The sequence below is a fragment of the uncultured Psychroserpens sp. genome (genome assembly GCF_947501425.1).
In the GTDB taxonomy this organism is placed as follows: Bacteria; Bacteroidota; Bacteroidia; order Flavobacteriales; family Flavobacteriaceae; genus Psychroserpens.
In genome coordinates this window covers 166024-190481 of the sequence record NZ_CANMVN010000004.1, presented here as the reverse complement: position 1 = coordinate 190481, position 24458 = coordinate 166024, and the positions used below count along the sequence as shown (strand labels likewise).

The following is a 24458-nucleotide window of genomic DNA, read 5'->3' as shown; positions in this document are numbered from 1 at the left end:
TGTCAAAGATAATGACAAGAATTGAAATTTAACAAAAAAAGCCACCTGAGATCAGATGGCTTTTTTAACAAGAACTTAGTCTAGTTATTTTTTAACGCTCTTTTTTCTTTAAGAGACATCTTATAATCTGATAGTCTACCTTGAGCTACTTGGTTATCATTGCTATCTGTTATAGTATAGGTGTTACCTAATTTTTCAACAGTAAAAGATGTAATGGCATTACCATTTCCGTCGTTAAGTCCTCCATCGTTAAGAGGGAATAATGCCGAAAGGTCTACAGATTCAACAAATACTCCAGCTTTTAAGAAGTCTAATGAAGCTGGAACATTACTGTTATCAGAAGACGTGTTACCATTAGCGGTCCAGAAACTTGCATCAATGGTATAGGTGCCATCAGCATCAGAACCTAAAATGATGAGTTCCTCTGGACAATCATTATAGCTTGTTTGGATATAATCACCATTGAAAATCAGTTCCAGATCCAGATCTAATCCATTATCAATATCACAAGGGTCAGCTTGACTTTCTAAATAATCACCATCCCAATTCAAACGTGCTACAAGATCACTTCCAACAAAATCATTGATAGTAATGCTAATATCTTCTTCAATAGCAGCAGCCATTAAAGATGTAGATGATAATCTGAGATTGACTGTTTTCGTATTTTCAGGAATAAAATCCTGAATGGTTTCAATATTGAGTTCGATGGTTTCAGAAAAAGGAGGGAACGAGGCAATGTAACCTGAGCCACCTTGATATCCGTATTCGAAATAACCAGATTCAAACCAAGTAGGATAAGGTACTTCTATATCTTCAAATTCAACTCTGTCATAGAATCCATTACCAGTTGTAGCATCTCCATCAGTTGGAAGCGCAGTAACAACTGGATTACCTTCACTATCTAAGATGTCGATTCTAATATCTATTTTTTCAGAAACACCATATTCAACATCAATCATAAATACTGCGGTTTCTCCTTCAGTTACAGTAACCGAATTGCTCATTACCGTTAAAGCAGGCTTGCCTCGTCTTGGTATAGAGTCATCGTCCTGACAAGAAAAGTTGACCAGACCTAACAGGAATACCAGACCTAATGAATAACTTATTTTTTTATATGTATTTTTCATTTCTTTTAAGTATTAAAGTGGTGTATAAACTGAAACTCCATTTTCTCCATAACCTTCACAAAACCATGAAATGGTTATGACTCCGGTATCTGGGTCAACGGCATTAACGCCTCCATCAAGAGGAACTACTAATCCCCAAGGGTCATTTTGGTTTACCCAAGAGATATCACCACAATTTTCTGTAAAAACGACATCAAAGCTTGTAGCACCTGTGCCGTAGGCTGTGGTGTAAGGACCGTTGCTATACAATCCTCCCGACATGTCGAAAACTCTGTATTGTCCATCACCTAAAGCTTCTACTTCTATATCTATAGTGTTTGTGCTGAAATTAGGTAAGAAGTCATGATAACCGTAAGTTGTGGTCATACTATAGATACCACCTATGTCAGAAAAACAAATCCCGTTGATTGTAATGGTTAACGTTCTAAAAGAACTAGCCACTTCACCATTACTTGAAGATGTGATATTAAGTATTAGTGTTTTTGGATTATCAACGTCAATATTTTCAGAATAAAAATTGATATTTAATTCTCCATAATCTCTATCCTCAGGAATTGTTATAGATTGAGACCCGTTTACAAAATCATAATCTGTACCTGCGACTGCAGTAGAATTTGCATCTACTTCGAAGTTTACTGTAATACTTGGATTACTGGAGAAATCATCTCCACCAAACAATACAATATTTTCACTATACATCTTAACTTCTCCATCTGTAACAAAAGCAGGAGAGGCTTCGCTGTTGTTGAAACCCACCACAAATGGTGTGTTAGCAAGATCTGCTTCTAATTGCTGTGGGTTATCGTCAACACTACAGGAGACGATTAATTGAGCACTTAGAATTGACAATAGAATAAATTTAATTTTTTTCATAATCTTTTTTTTTAATTAACATCCCAAAAAATTGGTAAATCAAAAGCTGTATCTACAGTTTGATTGTAGATGCTTACGTTAGCTGAATTTCCTGTGTACTCAGATGTCGGATATAATAATCTCAATGGTCTATTTGGTCTATTTGTAATATCGGGAAGTGGCATATTACTTGGATAGCCTGTTCTGGTAAATTCTATCCATGTCTCTACTCCGTTAGTACCTCCCAAGTCAATCCATTTTTGAGTAATTATTGCTTCTAGTTTATCTGCACTACCATCCCAACCAATAGTATTAACATTATTTGCGTCGTTGAGATAATTTCCAATGGATGCTCCTAATCTGTCGAATGAAGATTGTATTGCGCTCTCAAAAAGGTTTTTTGCATTTCCTGAACTTAATAATCCTTTAAATACTGCTTCTGACTGAAGGAATAGAGATTCAGAAGCCGTCATGATATATCCATCTTGTTGTGGCGAGATCAATAATCCAGGACCAATTCTTGAGGGTTGGTCTCCACCACCTTGTGTATTACCTTGAATAGTTGTTTGTCCGCCTCTAGGCGCATATAATCGCTGTAATCTGGCATCTGTTACACCATTAGTAGTTCCGTTCAAGAATTCTACTAAAAATGTCGTTGGTCCAGCTCTTAAGTTTGAAAATGTTTGATTAGATGCATTTCCAAATTGTCCAGGATCATAACCAAAAACCTCTGCAAAAGGATTCATTCTATCCTCTTCATCTGAATATCCAGGATTAATAGTTACATTCTCTCCTGCACCCAGAAAATCTGCATTATTTAGAGAGGCAAGTTCACTGTTTACAATAGATTGCAGGTCTGAGGAAGATTGTGCAGCATCATAGATACGTAGTAACATTCTCAGTTTGACCGTATTTCCAAACTTAATCCACATATCCATATTTCCACCCATGATCACATCGTTTGTTCCCATTCCAATTGCAGTGTTAGTATCTGTGTTTTGAATTTGTGCAATGGCATCGTTGATATCATTAATTAATGCAACATAGACATCTTCCTGATTATCATATTCAGGAAATAAGAGGTCACCACGTTGATGAATATCTGTAAATGGAATATCTCCATAAAGATCTACCAAATATTGAAAATAAAATGCTCTGTAAATTTTAGATGCACCTTTGAAATAATCGTAATTATCTCCATACTCGTTCTCAATGATTTGAGTTAAGTTTCCTGTTCTGGCCATAAGGTTATCCCAAATTCCGCTGTAGAAATCTGTAGTTAACTGGTATTGGAATTCTTCAAAATATGGTGCTTGTACCTGTTGAGCATTACCAGACCAGGTAGCTACCATTGTATTTCCAAGTCCGTTCATTGTAGTCATTAAAGTACTTGAAGGCACTGTAAGTGCTCCAGGAAGTATTACCTCTGGAGGTAATTCATTAATCACAACACCATTAGGATCTTCATTCACTAGCACATCACTACAAGAAAATGTAAGAAATAAAAGGGCTAATGACAATGTATATTTTATGTTATATATATGTTTCATTTTCTTAAAAGTTAAGTTTTACGTTCATTGAATAGAATTTAGTTGGAGGCGTTTGACCGTATCCACCTATACCAGATCCTATTTCAGGATCATTATATCGTCTGTTCTCTTTTGGTAGAACAACAAGTAGATTTCTACCACTAATACCAACAGCTAAACCTTGAATAAAAGTTTTTTCAAGGTATTTACGTGGTAGTGTGTAACTCAAAGCAACCTCTCTTAGTTTGAATGCTGTTGCATCTAGAATAAAGTTTTCGTCTACACCAGAAAAATCACCACTCTGTATGAATGATTGATACTGAGCATATGCTGAAGGTCCTCCATAAGACGGTCCTGTCAATACATCGGTATTTGTAACACCAGATCCTTGTACAGTTGAATTAGGGAATATGAAGTACCCTCTTCCGTTTTCCGCAGTAATAAAACTACGACCTTGTCCTGTTAGGTTATTATAGATGTTAGAATAGAATACATGACCCGTCCTGAAATCGGCAACAGCACTTAGTCTAAATCCTTTGTATGTGATATCTGTTCCGAAATTTAGGATGTAATCAGGTGTTGTTCGTCCTAATACTTTCAATCCAGAAGCCGTTCTTGGTGACCCATCAGGATTTAAAACCACTCGACCTTCATCATCACGTTCGTAAGCACTACCTCTAATTAAAGGATACTCTTGTCCTTGAATAGCATAGATACCTGGTGATCCGCTACCTAATATGTCTGAGTCGTCTGTAATTTTTGTAGCAATGGTTCTTTGAGATGCATAGCCAAAATTTAAGTTCCATCTGAGATCGTCTGTCTTAATAGGTGTTAACCCCAAATCTAATTCGTAAGCATTGGTTTGTGTTTCACCAACGTTGACTCCTGCGCTAAATACACTTGTCGATGATGATACTGAAGCACTTAATATTTGATTATCATTTGTATAAAATGAATAACTACCATCCAAAGTGATTCTAGGAATACCAGCTCGTTTTAAAAGTTCTAAATTAATATTGGCTTCATAGGTGCTAATGAACTCTGGTTCAATCGCATTATCAAAAGTTGATGATGGGATGATAAATGAATTTACACCACCTGGATATGGAAATGCAGCTGGCCTAAATCCAGTATCAAATAGGTCATGTGATCCCAGTGCTGAAATATTAGCTGTTTTAACATAACCACCTGATACTTTCAATTTATGCAAAATATCTGATTTGATCTCAGGGAAAGCTTTAGTAGCTATGAAGGATGCACCTGCAGAGTAGTAGAAGAATCCAATATCTCCAATATCTCTACCTGGTGATTGTAATCTGGAATCCCATTCTTGTCGTCCGGTTAAATTTAAATACAGATAGTCTTTATAACTAAGATCAATATTAGCAAAAATGGCTTGTTGTCTTCTTATGGAACTAAAATCTGTAACGCTTATACCACTAGAAATATTCTCTACAGTATACAAACCTGGAAGTGTTAAAATGTCTCCCGAAGTGGTTTGAGAAAAACCTTTACTTTCGGTGGCGTTAAAACCTATCAAAGATTTTAACCCTATATCTTCAGTAAGATCATAGTTGAAGTTAGCAATCAAATCTGTGTATAACAATCGAGAGTTATTACTATTGACACTAAGTGAAGATTGAATATCCCGACCATCACCTGTGATTGTAAATTCAGATACATAATCATTAACATATGTAAAACCTTTTCCACTATTGGTCACCACGTTACTTCGTAATACAGCACTAATATTGTCATTGAATTGATAGGATAATTCTGCCGACAGATCTGATCTGGTATTTTCAGATAATGAACGTTGGTTGTCTCTTACCCAATATGGGCTATCACCAAAAGCAGTCCAGTGATCACTATTACTACCAGAACTAAAGTCTAAGATGTTAACATCACTAGGAAGTTGCGCAAGTTGACCATAAACACCATTTGAGACCGATTGGTCTTCTGTTGTAAAACGTACATTTCCGGAGATGGAGAATTTTCCAAAGGTCTTACCTGCACTCAAAGCAAGGAAATCCTTTTTGTATTCATCTCTTGGAATAATACCATCTGTTGTTCGTCTGTTAGCAGTTAAGGAGTAAAACCCTTCACTGTCTCCACCAGAAAGTGTGATCGTATTTTGTAGAGCGATACCTGTATCAAAAAAGTCTTTCATATTATCTTTTCTGAATTCGTAAACACCATATCTAAAATCAGATACTGTTGGATAAGGCAAGCCTACAGGTTGAATTGATCCATCGTATTCTGGTCCCCAAGATCCTTGATCGAAAGCATCAATTTCACCCCAATATCCCTTACCATATCTGTCTTGTAACTGAGGTAAAAAAGCAATATCTTCTAGGGTGACAGTGGTAGAGACGCTAATATTCAGTTTTCCTGTATTTCTTGCGCCTTTTTTTGTGGTAACAATTATAACTCCGTTACCACCTCTAGACCCATAAAGAGCAGCTCCATTTGGACCTTTTATAATGTTGATAGATTCTATGATCTCTGGATCCAGATCTGAAAGAATAGTGGCTGAAGAAATCACATTATCAATAACGACTAACGCTGAGTTAGAGCCCGATAAAGATCGTGTTCCTCTCAGTCTAATGGTCGTAGATGGATTAACACCTGTATTTGTCGTGTTAATTTGTAAACCAGAAACTTTACCAGCAAGAGATTGTACAGCATCTGGATTATTTGCAGCTACAATTTCTTCAGATTTTAAGTTTTCATAGGCTGTTGTTATTTCGTCAGGTTTTCTTTTAATACCTACCGCAGTTACAACAACTTCATCTAAAGATTCAGTGTCTTCTAGCATAGTGACATCGATAACATTGACTTCACCAACAGTAATTTCCTGAGTTTTTAAACCTAGATATGAGAATACTAGTACATCACCAATATTCGTGTTTAAGGTATAATTCCCATCAAAGTCAGATTGGGTTCCGGTGGTTGTCCCTTTAATTAAGATGTTAACACCTGGAATGGGTAAGCCAGTTACATCTGAGACGGTCCCAGAAATGGTTTTTTCTTGTGCTAAAGTGAGTTGCACAGCTAACAGCAAAAGTAGCGTTAGCGTTTTACTAAGCGTTAATTTCATATTATTGATTGATTTAAATTGGTCTATTTCAAATTTCACAATAAAAACTTTATAAAACAAAGGATATGTCAGTTAATATTTATCTTTATTGAAAAATATTTGCTTTTAGAAGCGAGTTGTTAAACTTAAATGAATTTTTGAATCTGATAATCTGAATTTTTGATTTTCAGTTTTTCCGCTAGTGTAGTTAAAGCGAAATAGTCCAGCTTTAGTAAGAAGCCCAAATCCAAAACCAAATCCGAAAAGCTTTCCTTTTTGATTTGATATCTGATTTTCAAAATAGGCAGCATCTATAACAGAGTGTACATAGATAGAATTATTAAGTTTGTATCTATATTCAGTATTTAGTACGCCGTATAAATTTGCAATAAGACTATTTTCTTCAAATCCTCTGATTGAATTAATCCCACCAAATCTTGGAAGTTCATTTTCTAGATAACTGTCAGAAATGAGATAGTTAGAGCTAATCCTTCCATAGATACTATTTCTGTCATTCAAATTGAATATTTTGAAGGTGTTGATATAAAAGTTTGATTGACGTTCATCAATGGCATTGTAGGTTCTGTTTCCAAAACCAGTAGATACATCAAGCAAAAAATTTATTGGAAACAAGAAATCATAATTTTGTCTGTTGGTGAAGGTGTAATTTATGAGAAATTGATTCGATTTGTAGTCTGTAATTGCTGCAGTTGGTATCTCTAATAAATCTGTCGATGTCACCGTGTTTATTCCTGCAGATATTAAATGTTTACTATTGATTTGATAGTTGATTTTAGCCGCCTGACTAACAGTAACAAAAGAGGTGTCTCTTTTGAAAATATTTAAGTTTAGGTCTATTCCTACCGGAGAATTAAATATATATGGCGCACTTAATTTAAGATCGAAAGTTTGCTGGTCGTTCTCATCGCTTTTATATAGTAGTTGTAATGATTCACCATAATTAAGATTATTGGTAAGGTTTAAATCCAGATAACCATCAAATTCAATTTTATTGGTGGCTTCGTTTGTGCCAAAACCTAAAAAGCCATCAAATGTATTGCTTTTAGTTTTTTCTATGTACATATATAATATGGTGGAATCTTGAGTAAATAAAACCTCAGGATCTTTAATTTGATTAGCAAATACCAAGTCGTTAAGATCTCTTGTTTTCTCTTTGATTTTTTCTAAGCTGAACGTTTGCCCTGTTTTAATCCTCAGATATCTTTTAATGAACGACTTAGGAAATTTTTCATATCCTTTTATAATGAGCTTATCTATTGTTCTGGGTTTTGATGCTGTAACTGATAAAGTTCCAGTTAAAGTATTAGTGTCAATTTTCTTAATATCTGTAACCACGAGTGTGCTAAAAGGATTCCCACGATTAGCAATTTCAGAATTGATAGATTGTAACGTGGGTTCTACAAATTCTATAGGAATTACAAGCTTGTTATTGTCATCCAGAAAATCAGTTAATTTCAAAATAGACATGTCCACCAATCCATTGTGTTCAATTATGATGGATCTATATTTATTTTTTAAACTGAAATTGGCATAGTAGGTTGTATCGTTCTGTTTTTTGAAATCTAAGAGTTCACTTTCAATGTATCCAATTTTTATGAGTTTCTTTTTAAGGATATTAACTTCTGAGTCTAGAGAGCTAAAGTCCTGAAAAGATTTTTGATATCCCAAAGAATCAATAACCTTAGTTTCCTTCTCTGAAATTCCAACAGCACTTAAATACAAGTTTTGTGTAAACGCTTCCGAAGACCACAGTATGAATAGGAGTAATAATAAAGGACTAATTTTTCTCAACATTAATAGAAATATTATTCAAATCTAACGGAAATTAATCACTAAAAATATGCGACAGGAAAAATAAATTAAGAAACTTTTTGAAATTAATCGTTATGGGTTTGAATAATTGATATTTATTTCTACCTTTGCAGCCCTCTAAGGAGAGGGTTTAATAAAAATTATATAGTAATATATGCCAACAATTTCACAATTAGTACGAAAAGGAAGAGCCAAAATAACTAAGAAGAGTAAATCGGCTGCTCTAGATTCGTGTCCACAAAGACGTGGTGTGTGTACTCGTGTTTACACGACGACACCTAAGAAACCAAACTCAGCAATGCGTAAGGTAGCAAGGGTTCGTTTAACAAACGGAAACGAGGTTAATGCATACATCGGTGGAGAAGGACACAATTTACAAGAGCACTCGATAGTATTAGTTAGAGGTGGAAGGGTAAAAGATTTACCAGGAGTTAGATATCACATCGTTCGTGGTGCCTTAGACACAGCAGGTGTTGCAGGTAGAACACAACGTAGATCTAAGTATGGTGCAAAACGCCCTAAGAAGTAATTTAAAACTTTAAGAAGAAGACATGAGAAAAAGAGCAGCAAAAAAGAGACCGCTTTTACCAGACCCAAGATTTAACGATCAGTTAGTAACTCGTTTCGTTAATATGATGATGTGGGATGGAAAGAAGTCTATCGCTTTTAAAGTATTCTATGATGCAATTGATATTGTAGATTCTAAGAAAACAGATGACGAAAAAACAGCTTTAGAAATCTGGAAAGATGCTTTGTCTAACGTTATGCCTCACGTAGAAGTACGTAGCCGTAGAGTTGGTGGAGCGACATTCCAAATTCCAATGCAAATTCGTCCAGATCGTAAAGTTTCAACTGCAATGAAGTGGTTGATCGGATACGCAAGAAAAAGAAATGAAAAATCTATGCCTCAAAAATTAGCAGCTGAAATTTTAGCAGCAGCTAAGGAAGAAGGTGCAGCTGTTAAGAAAAGAGTAGATACTCACAAAATGGCAGAAGCAAACAAGGCATTCTCACACTTTAGATTTTAATTTAAGATGGCAAGAGATTTAAAATACACAAGAAACATAGGAATTGCTGCACACATTGATGCAGGAAAAACTACTACTACAGAACGTATTCTTTATTATACAGGTGTTTCTCACAAAATTGGTGAAGTACATGATGGTGCTGCAACAATGGATTGGATGGAGCAAGAGCAGGAAAGAGGTATTACAATTACTTCTGCTGCTACAACTTGTACATGGAATTTCCCAATTGAAAATGGTGAAAAAACTCCTGAGACAAAAGGATACCACTTTAATATCATTGATACTCCAGGTCACGTTGATTTTACGGTTGAAGTAAACCGTTCATTACGTGTATTAGATGGTTTAGTATTCTTATTTAGTGCAGTTGATGGTGTTGAGCCACAATCTGAAACTAACTGGAGACTTGCAGATAACTATAAAGTGCCAAGAATTGGTTTCGTTAATAAAATGGACCGTCAGGGGTCTAACTTTTTAGGTGTTTGTCAGCAAGTAAAAGATATGTTGAAGTCAAATGCAGTGCCAATTGTATTAAATATTGGTGATGAAGCAGATTTCAAAGGTATTATTGACTTAGTAAAAAACAGAGCTATCGTATGGCATGATGAAACTCAAGGGGCAACTTTTGATGTTATCGACATTCCAGAAGAAATGAAAGAAGAAGCTCGTAAGTATCGTGCGCTTTTAATTGAAGAGGTGGCGACTTATGATGAGAATCTTTTAGAGAAATTCATGGAAGATGAAGATTCAATTACAGAAGAAGAAGTGCACGCTGCACTTAGAGCTGCTGTAATGGATATGGCTATCATTCCAATGATTTGTGGTTCTGCATTCAAAAATAAAGGTGTACAGTTCTTATTAGATGCTGTATGTCGTTACTTACCTTCTCCAACAGATAAAGAAGGTATTGTTGGAACTAATCCAGATACAGAACAAGAAGAAATTCGTAGACCAGATGTAAAAGAGCCTTTCGCGGCTTTAGCATTTAAGATTGCTACTGATCCTTTCGTAGGACGTTTAGCATTCTTCCGTGCATATTCTGGACGTTTAGATGCAGGTTCTTATATCTTGAACAACCGTTCAGGAAAGAAAGAACGTATCTCTCGTATTTATCAAATGCACTCTAATAAGCAAAATGCTATCGATTTTATTGAAGCAGGAGATATTGGTGCAGCTGTAGGATTTAAAGATATCAAGACTGGTGATACTATGTCTGATGAAAAGCATCCTATTGTTTTAGAATCTATGGACTTCCCAGATCCAGTAATTGGTATTGCTGTGGAGCCTAAGACTAAAGCAGATGTTGATAAATTAGGTATGGCATTATCTAAGTTGTCTGAAGAGGATCCTACATTTACAGCAAGAACAGATGAGGCTTCAGGACAGACAATTATTTCTGGAATGGGTGAGCTTCACTTAGATATTATTGTAGACCGTTTAAAGCGAGAGTTCAAGGTTGAAGTCAACCAAGGACAGCCTCAGGTAGAGTACAAAGAAGCTATTACACAACGTGCAGAGCACAGAGAAGTTTATAAAAAGCAATCTGGTGGACGTGGTAAATTTGCTGATATTGTATTTACGTTGGAGCCAGCTGAAGAAGGTAAAGTAGGATTAGAATTCGTTTCTGAAATTAAAGGTGGTAACGTTCCTAAGGAATTTGTCCCTTCAGTTGAAAAAGGATTTAAAATGGCAATGGTTAACGGTCCGTTAGCAGGTTACGAAGTAGATGCAATGAAAGTGACATTAACAGACGGATCTTACCACGATGTCGATTCAGATCAGTTATCATTCGAATTAGCTGCTAAGTTAGGATTCAAAAATGCTGCCAAAGCTGCCAAAGCTGTAATCATGGAACCAATTATGAAACTTGAAGTTATTACTCCAGAAGAGAACATGGGGGATATTGTAGGTGACTTAAACCGTCGTCGTGGTCAGGTGAGTGATATGGGAGACAGAGCTGGTGCAAAAACTGTAAAAGCTACTGTGCCATTATCTGAAATGTTTGGATATGTAACTACATTGAGAACATTATCATCAGGTCGTGCAACATCAACAATGGAATTTTCACATTATGCTGAAACTCCTAAGAATATTTCAGAGGAAGTAATTGCAGCAGCAAAAGGCGTAGAAGCTTAAAACTAAAAGAAAATGAGTCAGAAAATTAGAATAAAATTAAAGTCTTACGATCACAATTTAGTTGACAAGTCTGCTGATAAGATTGTAAAAACAGTAAAAAGTACAGGTGCTGTTGTAACTGGACCAATTCCATTACCAACACACAAAAAGATTTTCACTGTGTTACGTTCACCACACGTAAACAAGAAGTCTAGAGAGCAATTTCAATTATCATCTTACAAGAGATTATTGGATATCTACTCGTCGTCTTCTAAAACAATTGATGCCTTAATGAAACTTGAATTACCAAGTGGAGTTGAAGTAGAGATTAAAGTGTAATGATCTAGATGTCACCCTGAGCGCAGTCGAAGGGTCTCATCAATGAAATGTCCCACCGATGCGGTCGCGGGAAAAACGGTAAAAATACAATTCAAGGTCGAATGTATTTTCGGCCTTGAATTTTAATAAATAGTAATAATAAATAAATTAATAATTATGTCTGGGTTAATTGGAAAAAAAATCGGTATGACCAGCATTTTCGATGAAAACGGGAAGAACATTCCTTGTACAGTAATCGAAGCTGGACCATGTATCGTTACCCAAGTCAGAACCGAAGAGGTAGACGGGTACAATGCCCTTCAACTTGGTTTCGATGACAAGACAGAGAAAAGTGCTACAAAAGCTGAAATTGGTCACGCCAAGAAAGCTGGTACTTCTGTTAAAGCAAAAGTCGCGGAATTTCAAGGATTTGAAGGAGATTACAAATTAGGAGATGCAATAACAGTAGAGCACTTTATAGAAGGTGAGTATGTTGATATTGCTGGAACTTCTAAAGGAAAAGGATTCCAAGGTGTTGTAAAACGTCATGGATTTGGTGGAGTTGGTCAAGCAACGCATGGTCAACACAACCGTTTAAGAGCTCCAGGTTCTATTGGTGCAGCTTCATATCCTGCGAGAGTATTCAAAGGAATGAAAATGGCCGGAAGAATGGGTGGCGAAAGAGTGAATGTTGAAAATTTAAGAGTATACAAAGTTGTTCCTGAAAAGAACTTACTTGTAGTTAAAGGATGTGTTCCAGGACACAAAAACTCTTATGTAATTATTCAGAAGTAATGAAAGTAGCAGTTTTAGATATAAACGGAAAAGACACAGGACGAAAGGTAGACCTTTCAAAAGATGTGTTTGCTATTGAGCCTAATAACCATGCTGTTTACTTAGACGTTAAGCAATATCTTGCAAACCAACGTCAGGGAACGCATAAGGCCAAAGAAAGAGCAGAGATTGCAGGAAGTACACGTAAGATCAAGAAACAAAAAGGAACAGGTACAGCACGTGCAGGTTCTATCAAGTCTGGTGTATTTAAAGGTGGTGGACGTATGTTCGGACCAAGACCAAGAAATTACAGTTTTAAACTGAATAAAAACCTGAAGCGTTTAGCACGTAAATCAGCGTTAACAATGAAAGCAAATGATAAAGATATCGTTGTTTTGGAAGACTTCAATTTTGATGCGCCAAAGACGAAAAACTTTACAGCTGTATTGAAAGCACTTGATATACAAGACAAAAAATCTTTGTTTGTGTTGGGTGCGTCAAATAATAATGTATATTTGTCATCACGAAATTTTAAAGGCTCTGAAGTTGTAATTAACTCAGAATTAAGTACTTATAAAATTTTAAATGCAAATAAATTAGTTCTTTTAGAGAGTTCTTTAGAAGGAATTGAATCGAATTTAAGTAAATAAGAAGACAATGAGTATCTTAATTAAACCTATCATCACTGAAAAAGCGACAACCAATAGTGAGTTGAATAACTGCTTTACGTTTCAAGTGAACACTAAGGCGAACAAGGTAGAAATCAAAAAAGCGGTTGAAGCTGCTTATGGTGTCTCTGTTGAAAAAGTTCGTACTATAAATGTCCGTCCAGATCGTAGTACCCGTTACACAAAAACTGGTATTCAACATGGTAAAACAAATGCTGTTAAAAAGGCAATTGTACAACTGGCGGAAGGTGAAGTAATTGATTTATACACTAACATGTAATTAGACAACAATGTCAGTAAGAAAATTAAAACCAATCACATCAGCTCAGCGTTTTAGAGTAGTAAATGGATTTGACGCCATCACTACTGATAAGCCGGAGAAGAGTTTACTCGTTCCGAAAAAACGATCTGGTGGTAGAAACAGTCAAGGAAAAATGACGATACGCCAAATTGGTGGAGGTCATAAGAGAAAGTATCGTATTATCGATTTCAAGCGTAACAAAACTGGTATTCCTGGTGAAGTTAAGTCTATCGAGTATGATCCAAACAGAACAGCGTTTATCGCATTATTGAATTATCAAGATGGTGAAAAGCGTTACATCATTGCTCAAAATGGTTTACAAGTTGGGCAAAATGTAGTCTCTGGAAGAGAAGGTATAGCTCCTGAAATAGGAAACGCTATGCCATTAAGTCAAATCCCATTAGGTACAATTATTTCTTGTATCGAATTACGTCCTGGACAAGGAGCAGTAATGGCAAGAAGTGCTGGAGCATTTGCTCAGTTAATGGCAAGAGATGGTAAATTCGCAACAGTGAAATTACCTTCAGGTGAGACAAGAATGATACTTTCAGAATGTATGGCAACTATTGGAGTTATTTCTAACTCTGATCATCAATTAACAGTATCTGGTAAAGCAGGACGTTCAAGATGGTTAGGTAGAAGACCAAGAGTAAGACCAGTAGTAATGAACCCAGTTGATCACCCAATGGGAGGTGGTGAAGGTAAATCTTCAGGAGGACACCCTAGATCAAGAAATGGTATTCCAGCTAAAGGTTACAGAACACGTTCTAAGACGAAAGCGAGTAATAAGTATATTGTAGAACGTAGAAAGAAATAATTGAGATAATATGGCACGTTCATTAAAAAAAGGACCTTACATCCACTATAAATTGGCTAGAAAAGTAGAAGCAAATGTAGCCGCTAACAAAAAAACAGTAATCAAAACATGGTCAAGAGCCTCAATGATTTCTCCAGATTTTGTTGGACAAACAATTGCAGTTCACAATGGTCGTCAGTTTGTTCCAGTATATGTTACTGAGAACATGGTAGGTCACAAGTTAGGAGAATTTTCACCAACACGATCTTTTAGAGGTCACGCGGGTGCAAAAAATAAAGGAAAAAAATAGTAAGCTATGGGAAGTCGTAAAAAACAAATGGCAGACGCTATTAAGGAAGGCAGAAAAAATGTTGCATTTGCAAAGTTGAATAACTGCCCAACCTCACCAAGAAAAATGCGTTTAGTCGCAGACTTGGTAAGAGGTAAAGAAGCTGAGAAAGCATTACAAATCTTAAGATTTAGTCAAAAGGAAGCCTCTCGTCGATTAGAGAAATTATTACTGTCGGCAATTGCTAACTGGCAAGCTAAAAATGAAGATGCAGACATCGAAGATGCAGATTTATTTGTTCAAGAGATTAGAGTTGATGGTGGATCTATGTTAAAAAGATTACGTCCAGCACCTCAAGGTCGTGCACACAGAATTAGAAAAAGATCTAATCACGTAACAGTTGTGATTGGAGCTAAAAATAACACACAAGCTTAAATAGAGATATGGGACAAAAGACAAATCCAATCGGAAATCGTTTAGGAATTATCAGAGGATGGGAATCTAACTGGTATGGTGGAAATGATTATGGAGATAAACTTGCTGAAGACGATAAAATCAGAAAGTATATCCATGCTCGTTTATCTAAAGCTAGTGTATCTAGAGTTATTATTGAGCGTACGCTTAAACTTGTAACCGTTACTATCACTACTGCTAGACCTGGTATTATTATCGGTAAAGGTGGTCAAGAGGTAGACAAGTTAAAAGAAGAGCTTAAGAAAATTACTGGAAAAGAAGTTCAGTTAAACATCTTTGAAATTAAGAGACCTGAACTTGATGCGTTTTTAGTAGGATCAAGTATTGCTCGTCAAATAGAAAATCGTATTTCTTACAGACGTGCAATCAAAATGGCTATTGCTGCTGCTATGCGTATGAATGCAGAAGGAATTAAAATCCAGATTAGTGGTCGTTTAAATGGTGCAGAAATGGCACGTTCAGAACACTACAAAGAAGGACGAATTCCATTGTCTACTTTTAGAGCTGATATTGACTATGCTTTAGTTGAAGCACATACTACTTATGGTAGATTAGGTGTGAAAGTATGGATCATGAAAGGTGAAGTATACGGAAAAAGAGAACTTTCTCCATTAGTTGGCTTGTCTAAGAAACAAGGTGGCAAGTCTGGAGGACGCGGTGGGAACAACAAATCTCGTCGTAGAAAGTAATTTTTAAAGAACAATAAAATGTTACAACCGAAAAGAACAAAATTTCGTAAAGTCCAAAAAGGACGTATGAAAGGAAATACCGGAAGAGGATACACACTTTCTAATGGTATGTTTGGTATAAAATCTTTAGATGCTAATTTCTTAACCTCTCGTCAAATCGAAGCTGCACGTATTGCTGCAACTCGTTACATGAAGAGAGAAGGACAATTATGGATTAAAGTTTTTCCAGACAAACCTATTACCAAGAAACCTCTTGAGGTACGTATGGGTAAAGGTAAAGGTGCTGTAGAATACTGGGTAGCTGTAGTAAAACCAGGAAGAATTATCTTCGAAGTTGGTGGAGTGCCAATTGAGGTTGCTAAAGAAGCCTTACGTTTAGCTGCGCAAAAATTACCAGTTAAAACTAAGTTTTTAATCGCTAGAGATTACGAAGCATAATTTATTTGATATGATGAAACAATCAGAAATTAAAGAATTATCAGTAGCTGAGTTACAAGAGAAACTTAGTGAAACTAAACAGAGTTATGCTGAGCTTAAAATGGCTCACGCAATCTCTCCATTAGATAATCCAATTCAGTTACGTAACGTTAGACGTTCAGTAGCAAGAATTGCAACAGAATTAACTAAAAGAGAAATACAATAATTGTATTCTGGCTGAAAGATGGAAAAAAGAAATTTAAGAAAAGAGCGTATAGGAGTTGTTACTAGTAACAAAATGCAGAAATCAATCGTGGTTGCTGAAGTTAAAAAAGTAAAACATCCTATGTACGGAAAGTTCGTTTTGAAAACAAAGAAATATGTTGCTCACGACGAAACAAACGACTGTAACATTGGTGATACTGTAAAGATCATGGAAACAAGACCTTTAAGTAAATCTAAATGTTGGAGATTAGTAGAAATAATTGAAAGAGCGAAGTAATTATGGTACAACAAGAATCAAGATTAAAAGTAGCTGATAACACTGGAGCAAAGGAAGTATTAACTATCCGTGTTTTAGGTGGTACAAAAAGAAGATACGCGTCTATTGGAGATAAAATTGTTGTCTCAGTTAAAGATGCTACTCCTAATGGAAACATTAAAAAAGGAGCAGTATCAACAGCAGTAGTTGTTCGTACTAAAAAAGAAGTTAGACGTCCAGATGGATCTTACATCAGATTTGATGATAACGCATGTGTACTTTTAAATCCAACAGGAGAAATGAGAGGAACACGTGTATTTGGACCTGTAGCTAGAGAACTTCGTGATAGACAATTCATGAAAATTGTTTCATTAGCACCAGAAGTGCTTTAATGACTAATAAAATGACAAAGTTTAAAATTAAATCAGGAGATACTGTTAGAGTTATTGCTGGAGACCATAAAGGTACTGAAGGGAATGTACTTAAAGTATTAAAGGATAAGAACAAAGCCATCATAGAAGGTGTGAACATGGTTAAGAAACATACTAAACCAAGTGCACAAAACCCTCAAGGTGGAATTGTAGAAAAAGAAGCACCAATTCATATGTCCAACTTATCATTGTTAACATCGAAAGGTGAAACAACACGAGTTGGTTATAAAATGGAAGGTGATAAGAAAGTAAGATTTTCAACAAAATCAAATGAAGTAATATAGTTATGGCTTATATTCCAAGATTAAAACAAGAGTACAAGGACAAAGTAGTTTCTGCTCTTACAGAAGAATTCGGATATAAAAACGTAATGCAAGTTCCTAAACTTAAAAAGATTGTTATATCTAAAGGTGTTGGAGCTGCTGTTGCCGATAAAAAATTAATTGATCACGCAATTGATGAATTAACAATGATATCAGGTCAAAAAGCTGTGGCTACACTATCTAAAAAGGATGTTGCATCTTTTAAATTACGTAAAGGTATGCCAATTGGTGCTAGAGTAACATTGAGAGGAGAGCACATGTATGAGTTTTTAGATCGTTTAGTAACTTCAGCTTTACCACGAGTTAGAGATTTCAATGGTATCAAAGCAACAGGTTTTGATGGTAGAGGAAACTATAACTTAGGTGTTGTTGAACAAATCATCTTTCCAGAAATTAACATTGATAAGATCAATAAAATCTCTGGTATGGATATTACTTTTGTAACATCTGCTGAAACAGATAAAGAAGCAAAATCGTTATTAACTGAAATGGGATTACCATTTCAAAAGAACTAAGATATGGCTAAAGAATCAATGAAAGCCCGTGAGGTAAAAAGAGCAAAGACAGTAGCTAAATATGCTGAGAAACGTAAAGCTTTAAAAGAAGCTGGAGACTACGAAGCACTACAAAAGTTACCAAAAAATGCTTCTCCTATTAGAATGCACAACAGATGTAAACTAACAGGAAGACCTAAGGGATACATGAGAACTTTCGGTATTTCACGTGTAACATTCCGTGAAATGGCAAACCAAGGTTTGATTCCAGGTGTTAAGAAAGCATCTTGGTAGATTACCATCGCAGAGCGAAAAACAAGAATTATAAATTGGTCTCAGGTTCGAGAGTTATCGAAAACCGTTACCGCAAATTAATATAAATGAATACAGATCCAATTGCTGATTACTTAACAAGAATCAGAAATGCAGTGAAGGCAAACCACAGAGTGGTAGAGATTCCTGCTTCAAATTTAAAAAAGGAGATAACTAAAATTTTATTCGATCAAGGATATATTTTAAGTTATAAATTCGACGATTCTACTGTACAAGGAACAATTAAGATTGCTTTGAAGTACAATAAAGACACTAAAGAATCGGTAATCAAAAAAATACAACGAATCAGTACACCAGGTTTACGTAAGTATGCTGGCGCTAATGAAATGCCAAGAATTCTTAACGGATTAGGTATTGCTATTGTTTCTACATCACATGGTGTAATTACAGGTAAGCAAGCGCAAAGAGAAAATGTAGGTGGTGAATTATTGTGTTACGTTTACTAATTTAAAGCAGAAAGAACATGTCAAGAATAGGAAATAATCCAGTAGCCATTCCAGAAGGCGTTACAGTTGACGTTAAAGATAACGTTGTTACTGTAAAAGGTAAATTAGGAGAACTAACACAAAAATTTGATACTGTTGAAATCAAAGTAGAAGATGGAAACATCCTCGTAAGACGATCAGCAGATAACAAAGAATCGAAAGCAAAACACGGTTTATACAGATCTTTGATGCACAATATGATTGAAGGTGTATCAAAAGGATGGACTAAAGAATTAGAACTTGTAGGTGTAGGTTACAGAGCAAATAACCAAGGTCAGAAATTAGATTTGGCTTTAGGTTTTTCTCATAACATTGTAATGGATATTGCACCAGAAGTGAAAATTGAGACCATTTCAGAAAAAGGTAAAAACCCAATAGTTAAATTAACATCTCACGATAAACAATTAGTTGGACAAGTTGCTGCGAAGATTCGCGGATTTAGAAAGCCAGAACCTTACAAAGGAAAAGGTATCAAGTTTGTTGGTGAAGAATTAAGAAGAAAAGCAGGTAAATCAGCTTAAAAAATTAGTTATGGCATTAACAAAGAACGAAAGAAGACTAAGAATAAAAAGCAGAATACGTAAGGTTGTTTCTGGAACAGAAGCAAGACCTCGTTTAGCTGTTTACAGAAGTAATAAAGAAATCTATGCTCAAGTAGTAGATGATGTAACTGGTAAAACATTAGCTGCAGCATCTTCAAGAGATAAAGATATAGCTTCTGCAAAAGGAACTAAGACAGAAATAGCTGCCCTAGTTGGTAAAGCTGTTGCTGAAAAAGCAACTAAAGCTGGTATCAATACAATCTCTTTTGATAGAGGTGGATACCAATATCACGGAAGAGTTAAATCATTAGCAGAAGGCGCAAGAGAAGGCGGACTTAAATTCTAAGACACTATGTATCAAAAATATAAAAACGCAGAATTAGTAAAACCAAGTGGAATTGATCTTAAAGATCGTTTAGTTGGTGTTCAAAGAGTTACTAAAGTAACAAAAGGTGGTAGAGCTTTTGGTTTTTCAGCGATCGTAGTGGTTGGTGATGAAGCTGGAGTTGTAGGTCACGGTTTAGGAAAATCTAAAGATGTAGCTACTGCAATTGCAAAAGCAGTTGAAGATGCTAAGAAAAACTTAGTTAGAATACCTATTATCAAAGGAACTTTACCTCATGAACAAAAAGGTAAATATGGTGGAGCAAGAGTAAATATCATACCTGCTGCTCCTGGTACAGGTGTAATTGCTGGTGGAGCTGTGAGAACAGTTTTGGAAGCAGTTGGTGTACATGATGTATTATCAAAATCTCAAGGATCTTCTAACCCTCATAACGTTGTAAAAGCTACATTTGATGCTTTATTACAATTAAGAGATGCAAGAACAATTGCAAAGGATAGAGGAATCTCTCTTGAGAAAGTGTTTAACGGTTAATCAATAGGACGATGGCAAAGATTAAAGTAACAAAAGTAAAAAGCGCAATAAATCGTACTCAAAATCAGAAGAGAATCTTAGAATCTCTTGGGTTAAACAAAATTGGTCAAACCAAAGTACACGATGCGTCTCCAAGTATTCTTGGAATGGTAAATAAAGTTTCACATTTAGTTTCTGTTGAAGAAGCTTAAAAATATAAACTTAAAAATGAATTTAAGTAATTTAAAACCAGCAGAAGGTTCTGTAAAGAATCAAGGAAAAAGAGTAGGTCGAGGACAAGGTTCTGGAAAAGGTGGTACTGCAACACGTGGACACAAAGGAGCAAAATCTCGTTCAGGTTACTCTAAAAAATTAGGTTTCGAAGGTGGTCAAATGCCATTACAAAGACGAGTTCCTAAATTTGGATTTAAGAATATTAACCGAGTAGAATATCAAGGTGTAAACTTAGATACTTTACAAGAGTTAGTAGACAACAAGAAAATAAAAGATGCAGTTGATTTTCAAACTCTAGTTGATCTAGGTTTGGCGGGAAAGAATGAATTAGTGAAAATTCTTGGTCGTGGTGAATTAAAATCAAAATTAACAGTAACTGCTCATAAATTTACTGCTTCAGCAAAAGCTGCAATTGAAGCTGCAGGTGGAGAAGCTGTAACTTTATAAGAACACTTTAGTATGAAATTTATAGATACATTAAAGAATGTTTGGAAAATAACAGAGTTAAAAGATAGAATCATTCTTACACTTGGTCTTCTTTTAGTTTACCGTTTTGGTGCTCAGGTTGTTTTACCAGGTATTGATGCAACTCAATTAGGTAATTTACAATCTGGTGCAGAAGATGGTATTATCGGTTTACTTAATATGTTTACTGGTGGAGCCTTTGCTAATGCATCTGTATTTGCATTGGGTATCATGCCGTATATCTCAGCATCGATTGTAGTTCAGTTGATGGGAATTGCGATTCCTTATCTTCAAAAATTACAAAAGGAAGGAGCTAGTGGTCAAAAGAAGATTACTCAAATCACACGTTGGTTAACTATTATTATTTGTTTGTTCCAGGCACCTGGTTATTTAGCAAGTTTACAACCAGCGTTCGGTATTCCTTCAACTGCATTCTTATTAGGAACTGGTCCAACATTCTATATATCTTCAGTGATCATCTTGGTAACTGGATGTATATTCGCAATGTGGTTAGGTGAAAAGATAACAGATAAAGGTATTGGTAATGGTATCTCATTATTAATCATGGTGGGTATTATTGCAACTTTACCAGCATCATTCATTCAAAATGCTGCTTCACGTTTAAGTGGTGGTGGAAACGGAGGATTAATGATGATCTTAATCGAACTTGTAGTTTGGTTTGTTATCATATTAGCTTCTGTAATGTTAGTAATGGCTGTACGTAAAATTGCAGTTCAATATGCTAGAAGAACAGCATCTGGAGGATACGAGAAAAACGTATTTGGATCTAGACAGTTCTTACCATTGAAGTTGAATGCCTCTGGAGTTATGCCAATTATCTTTGCACAAGCTATTATGTTCGTGCCGAGTTTAATTGGAAAATCTATGGGATCTTCAAGTGAAGTTGGGCAATGGATGCAAACACAATTTAATGATCCATTCGGATTATGGTATAACGTTGTGTTCGCTCTGTTAATTATCATCTTTACGTATTTCTATACAGCTATTACTGTTCCTACGAACAAGATGGCTGATGATTTAAAACGAAGTGGTGGTTTTATTCCAGGTATTAGACCAGGAACAGAAACATCTGAATATTTAGATAAAATAATGTCTCAAATTACATTGCCTGGCTCTATATTTTTAGCATTGATCGCTGTGTTCCCAGCAATCATTGTGAAACTAATGGACGTTCAAGGTGGTTGGGCATTATTCTTTGGTGGCACATCGCTACTGATCATGGTTGGAGTTGCAATAGATACAATGCAGCAAGTCAATTCATATTTGTTGAACAAACATTATGACGGCTTGATGAAAACAGGTAAAAACAGAAAAGCAGTAGCTTAAATGTAATACTAATTTAGAGGGAAGTCGACGGAAAAAAATTAGGCAAGGTATTTGCTAATCCAAGACTAAACACTAAAATATATAATATGGCAAAACAAGCAGCAATAGAACAAGACGGATCAATTATAGAAGCATTATCAAATGCAATGTTCCGAGTTGAACTAGAAAACGGTCACATTGTGACAGCACACATTTCAGGTAAAATGCGTATGCATTACATTAAATTGTTACCTGGAGATAAAGTAAAATTAGAAATGAGTCCTTACGATTTAACGAAGGCTCGAATAACTTATAGATACTAATACGATGAAGGTAAGAGCATCAATTAAAAAGAGAAGTGCAGACTGTAAATTGGTCCGCAGAAAAGGTAGACTTTACGTCATTAACAAAAAGAATCCTAGATTCAAACAAAGACAAGGGTAATTATGGCAAGAATTGCAGGTGTAGACATACCAAAACAGAAAAGAGGAGTTATCTCTTTAACTTATATCTACGGAGTAGGTAGAAGTAGAGCACAAGAAATTTTAGCAACAGCTAAAGTAGACGAAAGCATCAAAGTACAAGATTGGACAGATGAGCAAATTGGAGCAATCCGTGACGCTGTTGGAACTTATACTATTGAAGGTGAATTACGTTCTGAAACACAATTAAACATTAAGCGATTAATGGATATTGGATGTTACAGAGGTATCCGTCATAGAGCTGGACTTCCATTAAGAGGTCAGAGAACAAAAAACAACTCTAGAACTAGAAAAGGTAGAAGAAAAACTGTTGCTAACAAGAAGAAGGCAACTAAATAATAAATAGTCTTTAGTCTTTAGACGTTGGAAAGAATCTGTTTGAAATTTAACGGTTTAGGATTCTAGCGACTATTACTAAAACTAAAAGCTAAACAAATATGGCAAAGTCAAGTACAAAGAAACGTAAAGTAATAGTAGATGCTGTTGGAGAAGCTCACGTAGCTGCCTCTTTTAACAACATTATCATCTCTTTAACGAATAAGAAAGGTGACGTTATTTCATGGTCATCAGCTGGAAAAATGGGATTCAGAGGTTCTAAGAAGAACACACCTTACGCTGCTCAATTAGCTGCAGAAGATGCTGCTGGAGTTGCAAAAGAAGCTGGACTCAAAAAAGTAAAAGTATACGTTAAAGGTCCTGGTAATGGTAGAGAATCTGCTATCAGATCCATTCATAATGCAGGTATAGAAGTAACTGAAATCATCGATGTTACTCCATTACCACACAATGGATGTAGACCTCCAAAAAGAAGAAGAGTTTAATCTGAATTTACTTCAGATGTTACATGAGTTTTAATCATGTAATCTCAAATACTATTGAATAAACTAATATTAATACATTTATGTATGATATTAGTTTATTTTGCATAAATTTGCAAACTGAAAAATAACAAACAAGTATCAACGAGAGATCAACGTTTGTCGAAGGATAAGATTAAGACCTTAATTCACAAACACTCTCAAAACAAATTTTAAAAATGGCAAGATATACTGGTCCTAAAACTAAAATAGCTCGAAAATTCGGTGAAGCTATCTTCGGAGATGATAAAGCTTTTGAAAAAAGAAATTATCCTCCTGGTCAACATGGTGCAAACAAGCGTCGTGGAAAAAAATCTGAATATGCAATCCAATTAATGGAAAAGCAAAAAGCTAAGTACACTTATGGTATCTTAGAAAAGCAATTCAGAAACATGTTTAAAAAAGCAACTGCTGCTCAGGGTATTACAGGTGAAGTTTTACTTCAGCTATGTGAATCTCGTTTAGATAACGTTGCCTACAGAATGGGATTGTCTCCATCTCGTAGTGGAGCAAGACAATTAGTATCTCACAGACACATTACAGTTAACGGTCAAATCGTTAACATTCCTTCTTACCAATTAAAAGCTGGTGATGTTGTTGCTGTTAGAGAAAAATCTAAATCATTAGAGTCTATTCAAAATTCATTAGCTAACTCTAGCAATGTCTATGAGTGGATCACATGGAATAATGATACAAAACAAGGAACTTACGTTTCTGTTCCTGAAAGAATCCAAATTCCAGAAAATATCAACGAACAATACATCGTTGAACTTTACTCTAAATAATAATTAATCATATTGGTATTTAGCCAAAGGATTTATTGGTCTTCTTCAAACTTATAGATCGCGCAACTAAATAACAAT

35 protein-coding genes are annotated in these 24458 nt (G+C 35.5%); 30 read left to right on the top strand and 5 right to left on the bottom strand.

The window, feature by feature from the left end; all coding sequences use genetic code 11:
• Positions 1-80: 80 nt before the first annotated feature.
• From Q0951_RS07690 to Q0951_RS07670, 5 genes are all read right to left on the bottom strand, one after another.
• Positions 81-1127 (bottom strand): hypothetical protein, encoded by a 1047-nt coding sequence (locus Q0951_RS07690; RefSeq protein WP_299335988.1) that lies wholly within the window; start codon positions 1125-1127, stop codon positions 81-83.
• A 12-nt stretch (positions 1128-1139) separates the two neighbouring features.
• Positions 1140-2000, bottom strand: coding sequence for a hypothetical protein (locus Q0951_RS07685; RefSeq protein WP_299335987.1), 861 nt, complete (start codon positions 1998-2000; stop codon positions 1140-1142).
• A gap of 11 nt (positions 2001-2011) precedes the next feature.
• On the bottom strand, positions 2012-3529 hold the full coding sequence (locus tag Q0951_RS07680; RefSeq protein WP_299335986.1) for a SusD/RagB family nutrient-binding outer membrane lipoprotein: 1518 nt from the start codon (positions 3527-3529) through the stop codon (positions 2012-2014).
• 4 nt (positions 3530-3533) lie between these two features.
• Positions 3534-6608, bottom strand: a complete 3075-nt coding sequence (locus tag Q0951_RS07675) for a SusC/RagA family TonB-linked outer membrane protein (RefSeq protein WP_299335985.1) — start codon at positions 6606-6608, stop codon at positions 3534-3536.
• A gap of 105 nt (positions 6609-6713) precedes the next feature.
• Positions 6714-8402, bottom strand: coding sequence for a POTRA domain-containing protein (locus Q0951_RS07670; protein WP_299335984.1), 1689 nt, complete (start codon positions 8400-8402; stop codon positions 6714-6716).
• A 172-nt stretch (positions 8403-8574) separates the two neighbouring features.
• Between Q0951_RS07670 and rpsL the strand changes: the two genes are divergently transcribed.
• The 30 genes from rpsL to rpsD all read left to right on the top strand — a co-directional run bounded on the left by rpsL (position 8575) and on the right by rpsD (position 24380).
• A complete protein-coding gene (gene rpsL, locus Q0951_RS07665) occupies positions 8575-8949 on the top strand; it encodes a 30S ribosomal protein S12 (RefSeq protein WP_008269190.1) in 375 nt (124 codons plus the stop codon).
• A gap of 22 nt (positions 8950-8971) precedes the next feature.
• Positions 8972-9448 carry a 30S ribosomal protein S7 gene (rpsG, locus tag Q0951_RS07660; protein WP_299335983.1) on the top strand — a complete coding sequence of 159 codons (477 nt, stop codon included), beginning with the start codon at positions 8972-8974 and terminating at the stop codon, positions 9446-9448.
• A 6-nt stretch (positions 9449-9454) separates the two neighbouring features.
• Positions 9455-11581 (top strand): elongation factor G, encoded by a 2127-nt coding sequence (gene fusA, locus Q0951_RS07655; protein WP_299335982.1) that lies wholly within the window; start codon positions 9455-9457, stop codon positions 11579-11581.
• A 12-nt stretch (positions 11582-11593) separates the two neighbouring features.
• On the top strand, positions 11594-11899 hold the full coding sequence (gene rpsJ / locus Q0951_RS07650; RefSeq protein ID WP_007650482.1) for a 30S ribosomal protein S10: 306 nt from the start codon (positions 11594-11596) through the stop codon (positions 11897-11899).
• 156 nt (positions 11900-12055) lie between these two features.
• On the top strand, positions 12056-12673 hold the full coding sequence (gene rplC, locus Q0951_RS07645) for a 50S ribosomal protein L3 (RefSeq protein WP_299335981.1): 618 nt from the start codon (positions 12056-12058) through the stop codon (positions 12671-12673).
• Positions 12673-13302, top strand: coding sequence for a 50S ribosomal protein L4 (gene rplD / locus Q0951_RS07640; protein ID WP_299335980.1), 630 nt, complete (start codon positions 12673-12675; stop codon positions 13300-13302). The genes rplC and rplD overlap by 1 nt, the downstream gene beginning before the upstream one ends.
• A 7-nt stretch (positions 13303-13309) precedes the next feature.
• Positions 13310-13600, top strand: coding sequence for a 50S ribosomal protein L23 (gene rplW / locus Q0951_RS07635; RefSeq protein WP_204346315.1), 291 nt, complete (start codon positions 13310-13312; stop codon positions 13598-13600).
• A gap of 10 nt (positions 13601-13610) precedes the next feature.
• Positions 13611-14438: a 50S ribosomal protein L2 gene (gene rplB / locus Q0951_RS07630; protein WP_299335979.1), complete on the top strand. Its 828-nt coding sequence runs from the start codon at positions 13611-13613 to the stop codon at positions 14436-14438.
• A 10-nt stretch (positions 14439-14448) separates the two neighbouring features.
• Positions 14449-14727, top strand: coding sequence for a 30S ribosomal protein S19 (rpsS, locus tag Q0951_RS07625; protein ID WP_230936849.1), 279 nt, complete (start codon positions 14449-14451; stop codon positions 14725-14727).
• A 6-nt stretch (positions 14728-14733) separates the two neighbouring features.
• On the top strand, positions 14734-15141 hold the full coding sequence (gene rplV / locus Q0951_RS07620) for a 50S ribosomal protein L22 (RefSeq protein ID WP_299335978.1): 408 nt from the start codon (positions 14734-14736) through the stop codon (positions 15139-15141).
• Between the two features lie 8 nt (positions 15142-15149).
• Positions 15150-15869 carry a 30S ribosomal protein S3 gene (gene rpsC / locus Q0951_RS07615; protein WP_299335977.1) on the top strand — a complete coding sequence of 240 codons (720 nt, stop codon included), beginning with the start codon at positions 15150-15152 and terminating at the stop codon, positions 15867-15869.
• An 18-nt stretch (positions 15870-15887) separates the two neighbouring features.
• A complete protein-coding gene (gene rplP, locus Q0951_RS07610; RefSeq protein WP_299335976.1) occupies positions 15888-16307 on the top strand; it encodes a 50S ribosomal protein L16 in 420 nt (139 codons plus the stop codon).
• Between the two features lie 13 nt (positions 16308-16320).
• Entirely contained in the window at positions 16321-16512 is a 192-nt protein-coding gene (gene rpmC, locus Q0951_RS07605) for a 50S ribosomal protein L29 (protein WP_299336143.1), read from the top strand.
• A gap of 18 nt (positions 16513-16530) precedes the next feature.
• Complete coding sequence (gene rpsQ / locus Q0951_RS07600) at positions 16531-16788, top strand: 30S ribosomal protein S17 (RefSeq protein WP_006988541.1); 258 nt, start codon at positions 16531-16533, stop codon at positions 16786-16788.
• Positions 16789-16790: 2 nt separating this feature from the next.
• Positions 16791-17159, top strand: a complete 369-nt coding sequence (gene rplN, locus Q0951_RS07595; RefSeq protein ID WP_028871112.1) for a 50S ribosomal protein L14 — start codon at positions 16791-16793, stop codon at positions 17157-17159.
• Positions 17160-17170: 11 nt separating this feature from the next.
• Positions 17171-17482: a 50S ribosomal protein L24 gene (rplX, locus tag Q0951_RS07590; protein WP_299335975.1), complete on the top strand. Its 312-nt coding sequence runs from the start codon at positions 17171-17173 to the stop codon at positions 17480-17482.
• Positions 17483-17484: 2 nt separating this feature from the next.
• Positions 17485-18036, top strand: coding sequence for a 50S ribosomal protein L5 (gene rplE, locus Q0951_RS07585; protein ID WP_299335974.1), 552 nt, complete (start codon positions 17485-17487; stop codon positions 18034-18036).
• Between the two features lie 3 nt (positions 18037-18039).
• The gene (rpsN, locus tag Q0951_RS07580) at positions 18040-18309 is read left to right on the top strand and encodes a 30S ribosomal protein S14 (RefSeq protein ID WP_099563531.1); all 270 of its coding nucleotides are present in this window, start codon (positions 18040-18042) and stop codon (positions 18307-18309) included.
• Between the two features lie 86 nt (positions 18310-18395).
• Positions 18396-18794, top strand: a complete 399-nt coding sequence (rpsH, locus tag Q0951_RS07575) for a 30S ribosomal protein S8 (RefSeq protein WP_299227513.1) — start codon at positions 18396-18398, stop codon at positions 18792-18794.
• Between the two features lie 17 nt (positions 18795-18811).
• Positions 18812-19354 carry a 50S ribosomal protein L6 gene (rplF, locus tag Q0951_RS07570; protein ID WP_299335973.1) on the top strand — a complete coding sequence of 181 codons (543 nt, stop codon included), beginning with the start codon at positions 18812-18814 and terminating at the stop codon, positions 19352-19354.
• Positions 19355-19364: 10 nt separating this feature from the next.
• Positions 19365-19721 carry a 50S ribosomal protein L18 gene (gene rplR, locus Q0951_RS07565; protein WP_299335972.1) on the top strand — a complete coding sequence of 119 codons (357 nt, stop codon included), beginning with the start codon at positions 19365-19367 and terminating at the stop codon, positions 19719-19721.
• A gap of 6 nt (positions 19722-19727) precedes the next feature.
• Positions 19728-20252, top strand: a complete 525-nt coding sequence (gene rpsE, locus Q0951_RS07560) for a 30S ribosomal protein S5 (protein WP_299335971.1) — start codon at positions 19728-19730, stop codon at positions 20250-20252.
• Between the two features lie 11 nt (positions 20253-20263).
• Entirely contained in the window at positions 20264-20443 is a 180-nt protein-coding gene (gene rpmD / locus Q0951_RS07555) for a 50S ribosomal protein L30 (protein WP_299335970.1), read from the top strand.
• A 16-nt stretch (positions 20444-20459) separates the two neighbouring features.
• Complete coding sequence (gene rplO, locus Q0951_RS07550) at positions 20460-20912, top strand: 50S ribosomal protein L15 (protein WP_299335969.1); 453 nt, start codon at positions 20460-20462, stop codon at positions 20910-20912.
• A 12-nt stretch (positions 20913-20924) separates the two neighbouring features.
• Positions 20925-22277 carry a preprotein translocase subunit SecY gene (gene secY, locus Q0951_RS07545; RefSeq protein WP_299335968.1) on the top strand — a complete coding sequence of 451 codons (1353 nt, stop codon included), beginning with the start codon at positions 20925-20927 and terminating at the stop codon, positions 22275-22277.
• Between the two features lie 86 nt (positions 22278-22363).
• The gene (infA, locus tag Q0951_RS07540; protein ID WP_026753784.1) at positions 22364-22579 is read left to right on the top strand and encodes a translation initiation factor IF-1; all 216 of its coding nucleotides are present in this window, start codon (positions 22364-22366) and stop codon (positions 22577-22579) included.
• Positions 22580-22583: 4 nt separating this feature from the next.
• Entirely contained in the window at positions 22584-22700 is a 117-nt protein-coding gene (gene ykgO, locus Q0951_RS07535) for a type B 50S ribosomal protein L36 (protein ID WP_081990159.1), read from the top strand.
• Positions 22701-22702: 2 nt separating this feature from the next.
• Positions 22703-23077, top strand: coding sequence for a 30S ribosomal protein S13 (rpsM, locus tag Q0951_RS07530; protein WP_299335967.1), 375 nt, complete (start codon positions 22703-22705; stop codon positions 23075-23077).
• Between the two features lie 98 nt (positions 23078-23175).
• Positions 23176-23559, top strand: a complete 384-nt coding sequence (rpsK, locus tag Q0951_RS07525; RefSeq protein WP_120202429.1) for a 30S ribosomal protein S11 — start codon at positions 23176-23178, stop codon at positions 23557-23559.
• Between the two features lie 215 nt (positions 23560-23774).
• Entirely contained in the window at positions 23775-24380 is a 606-nt protein-coding gene (gene rpsD, locus Q0951_RS07520) for a 30S ribosomal protein S4 (RefSeq protein WP_299335966.1), read from the top strand.
• The last annotated feature ends 78 nt before the right edge of the window (positions 24381-24458 follow it).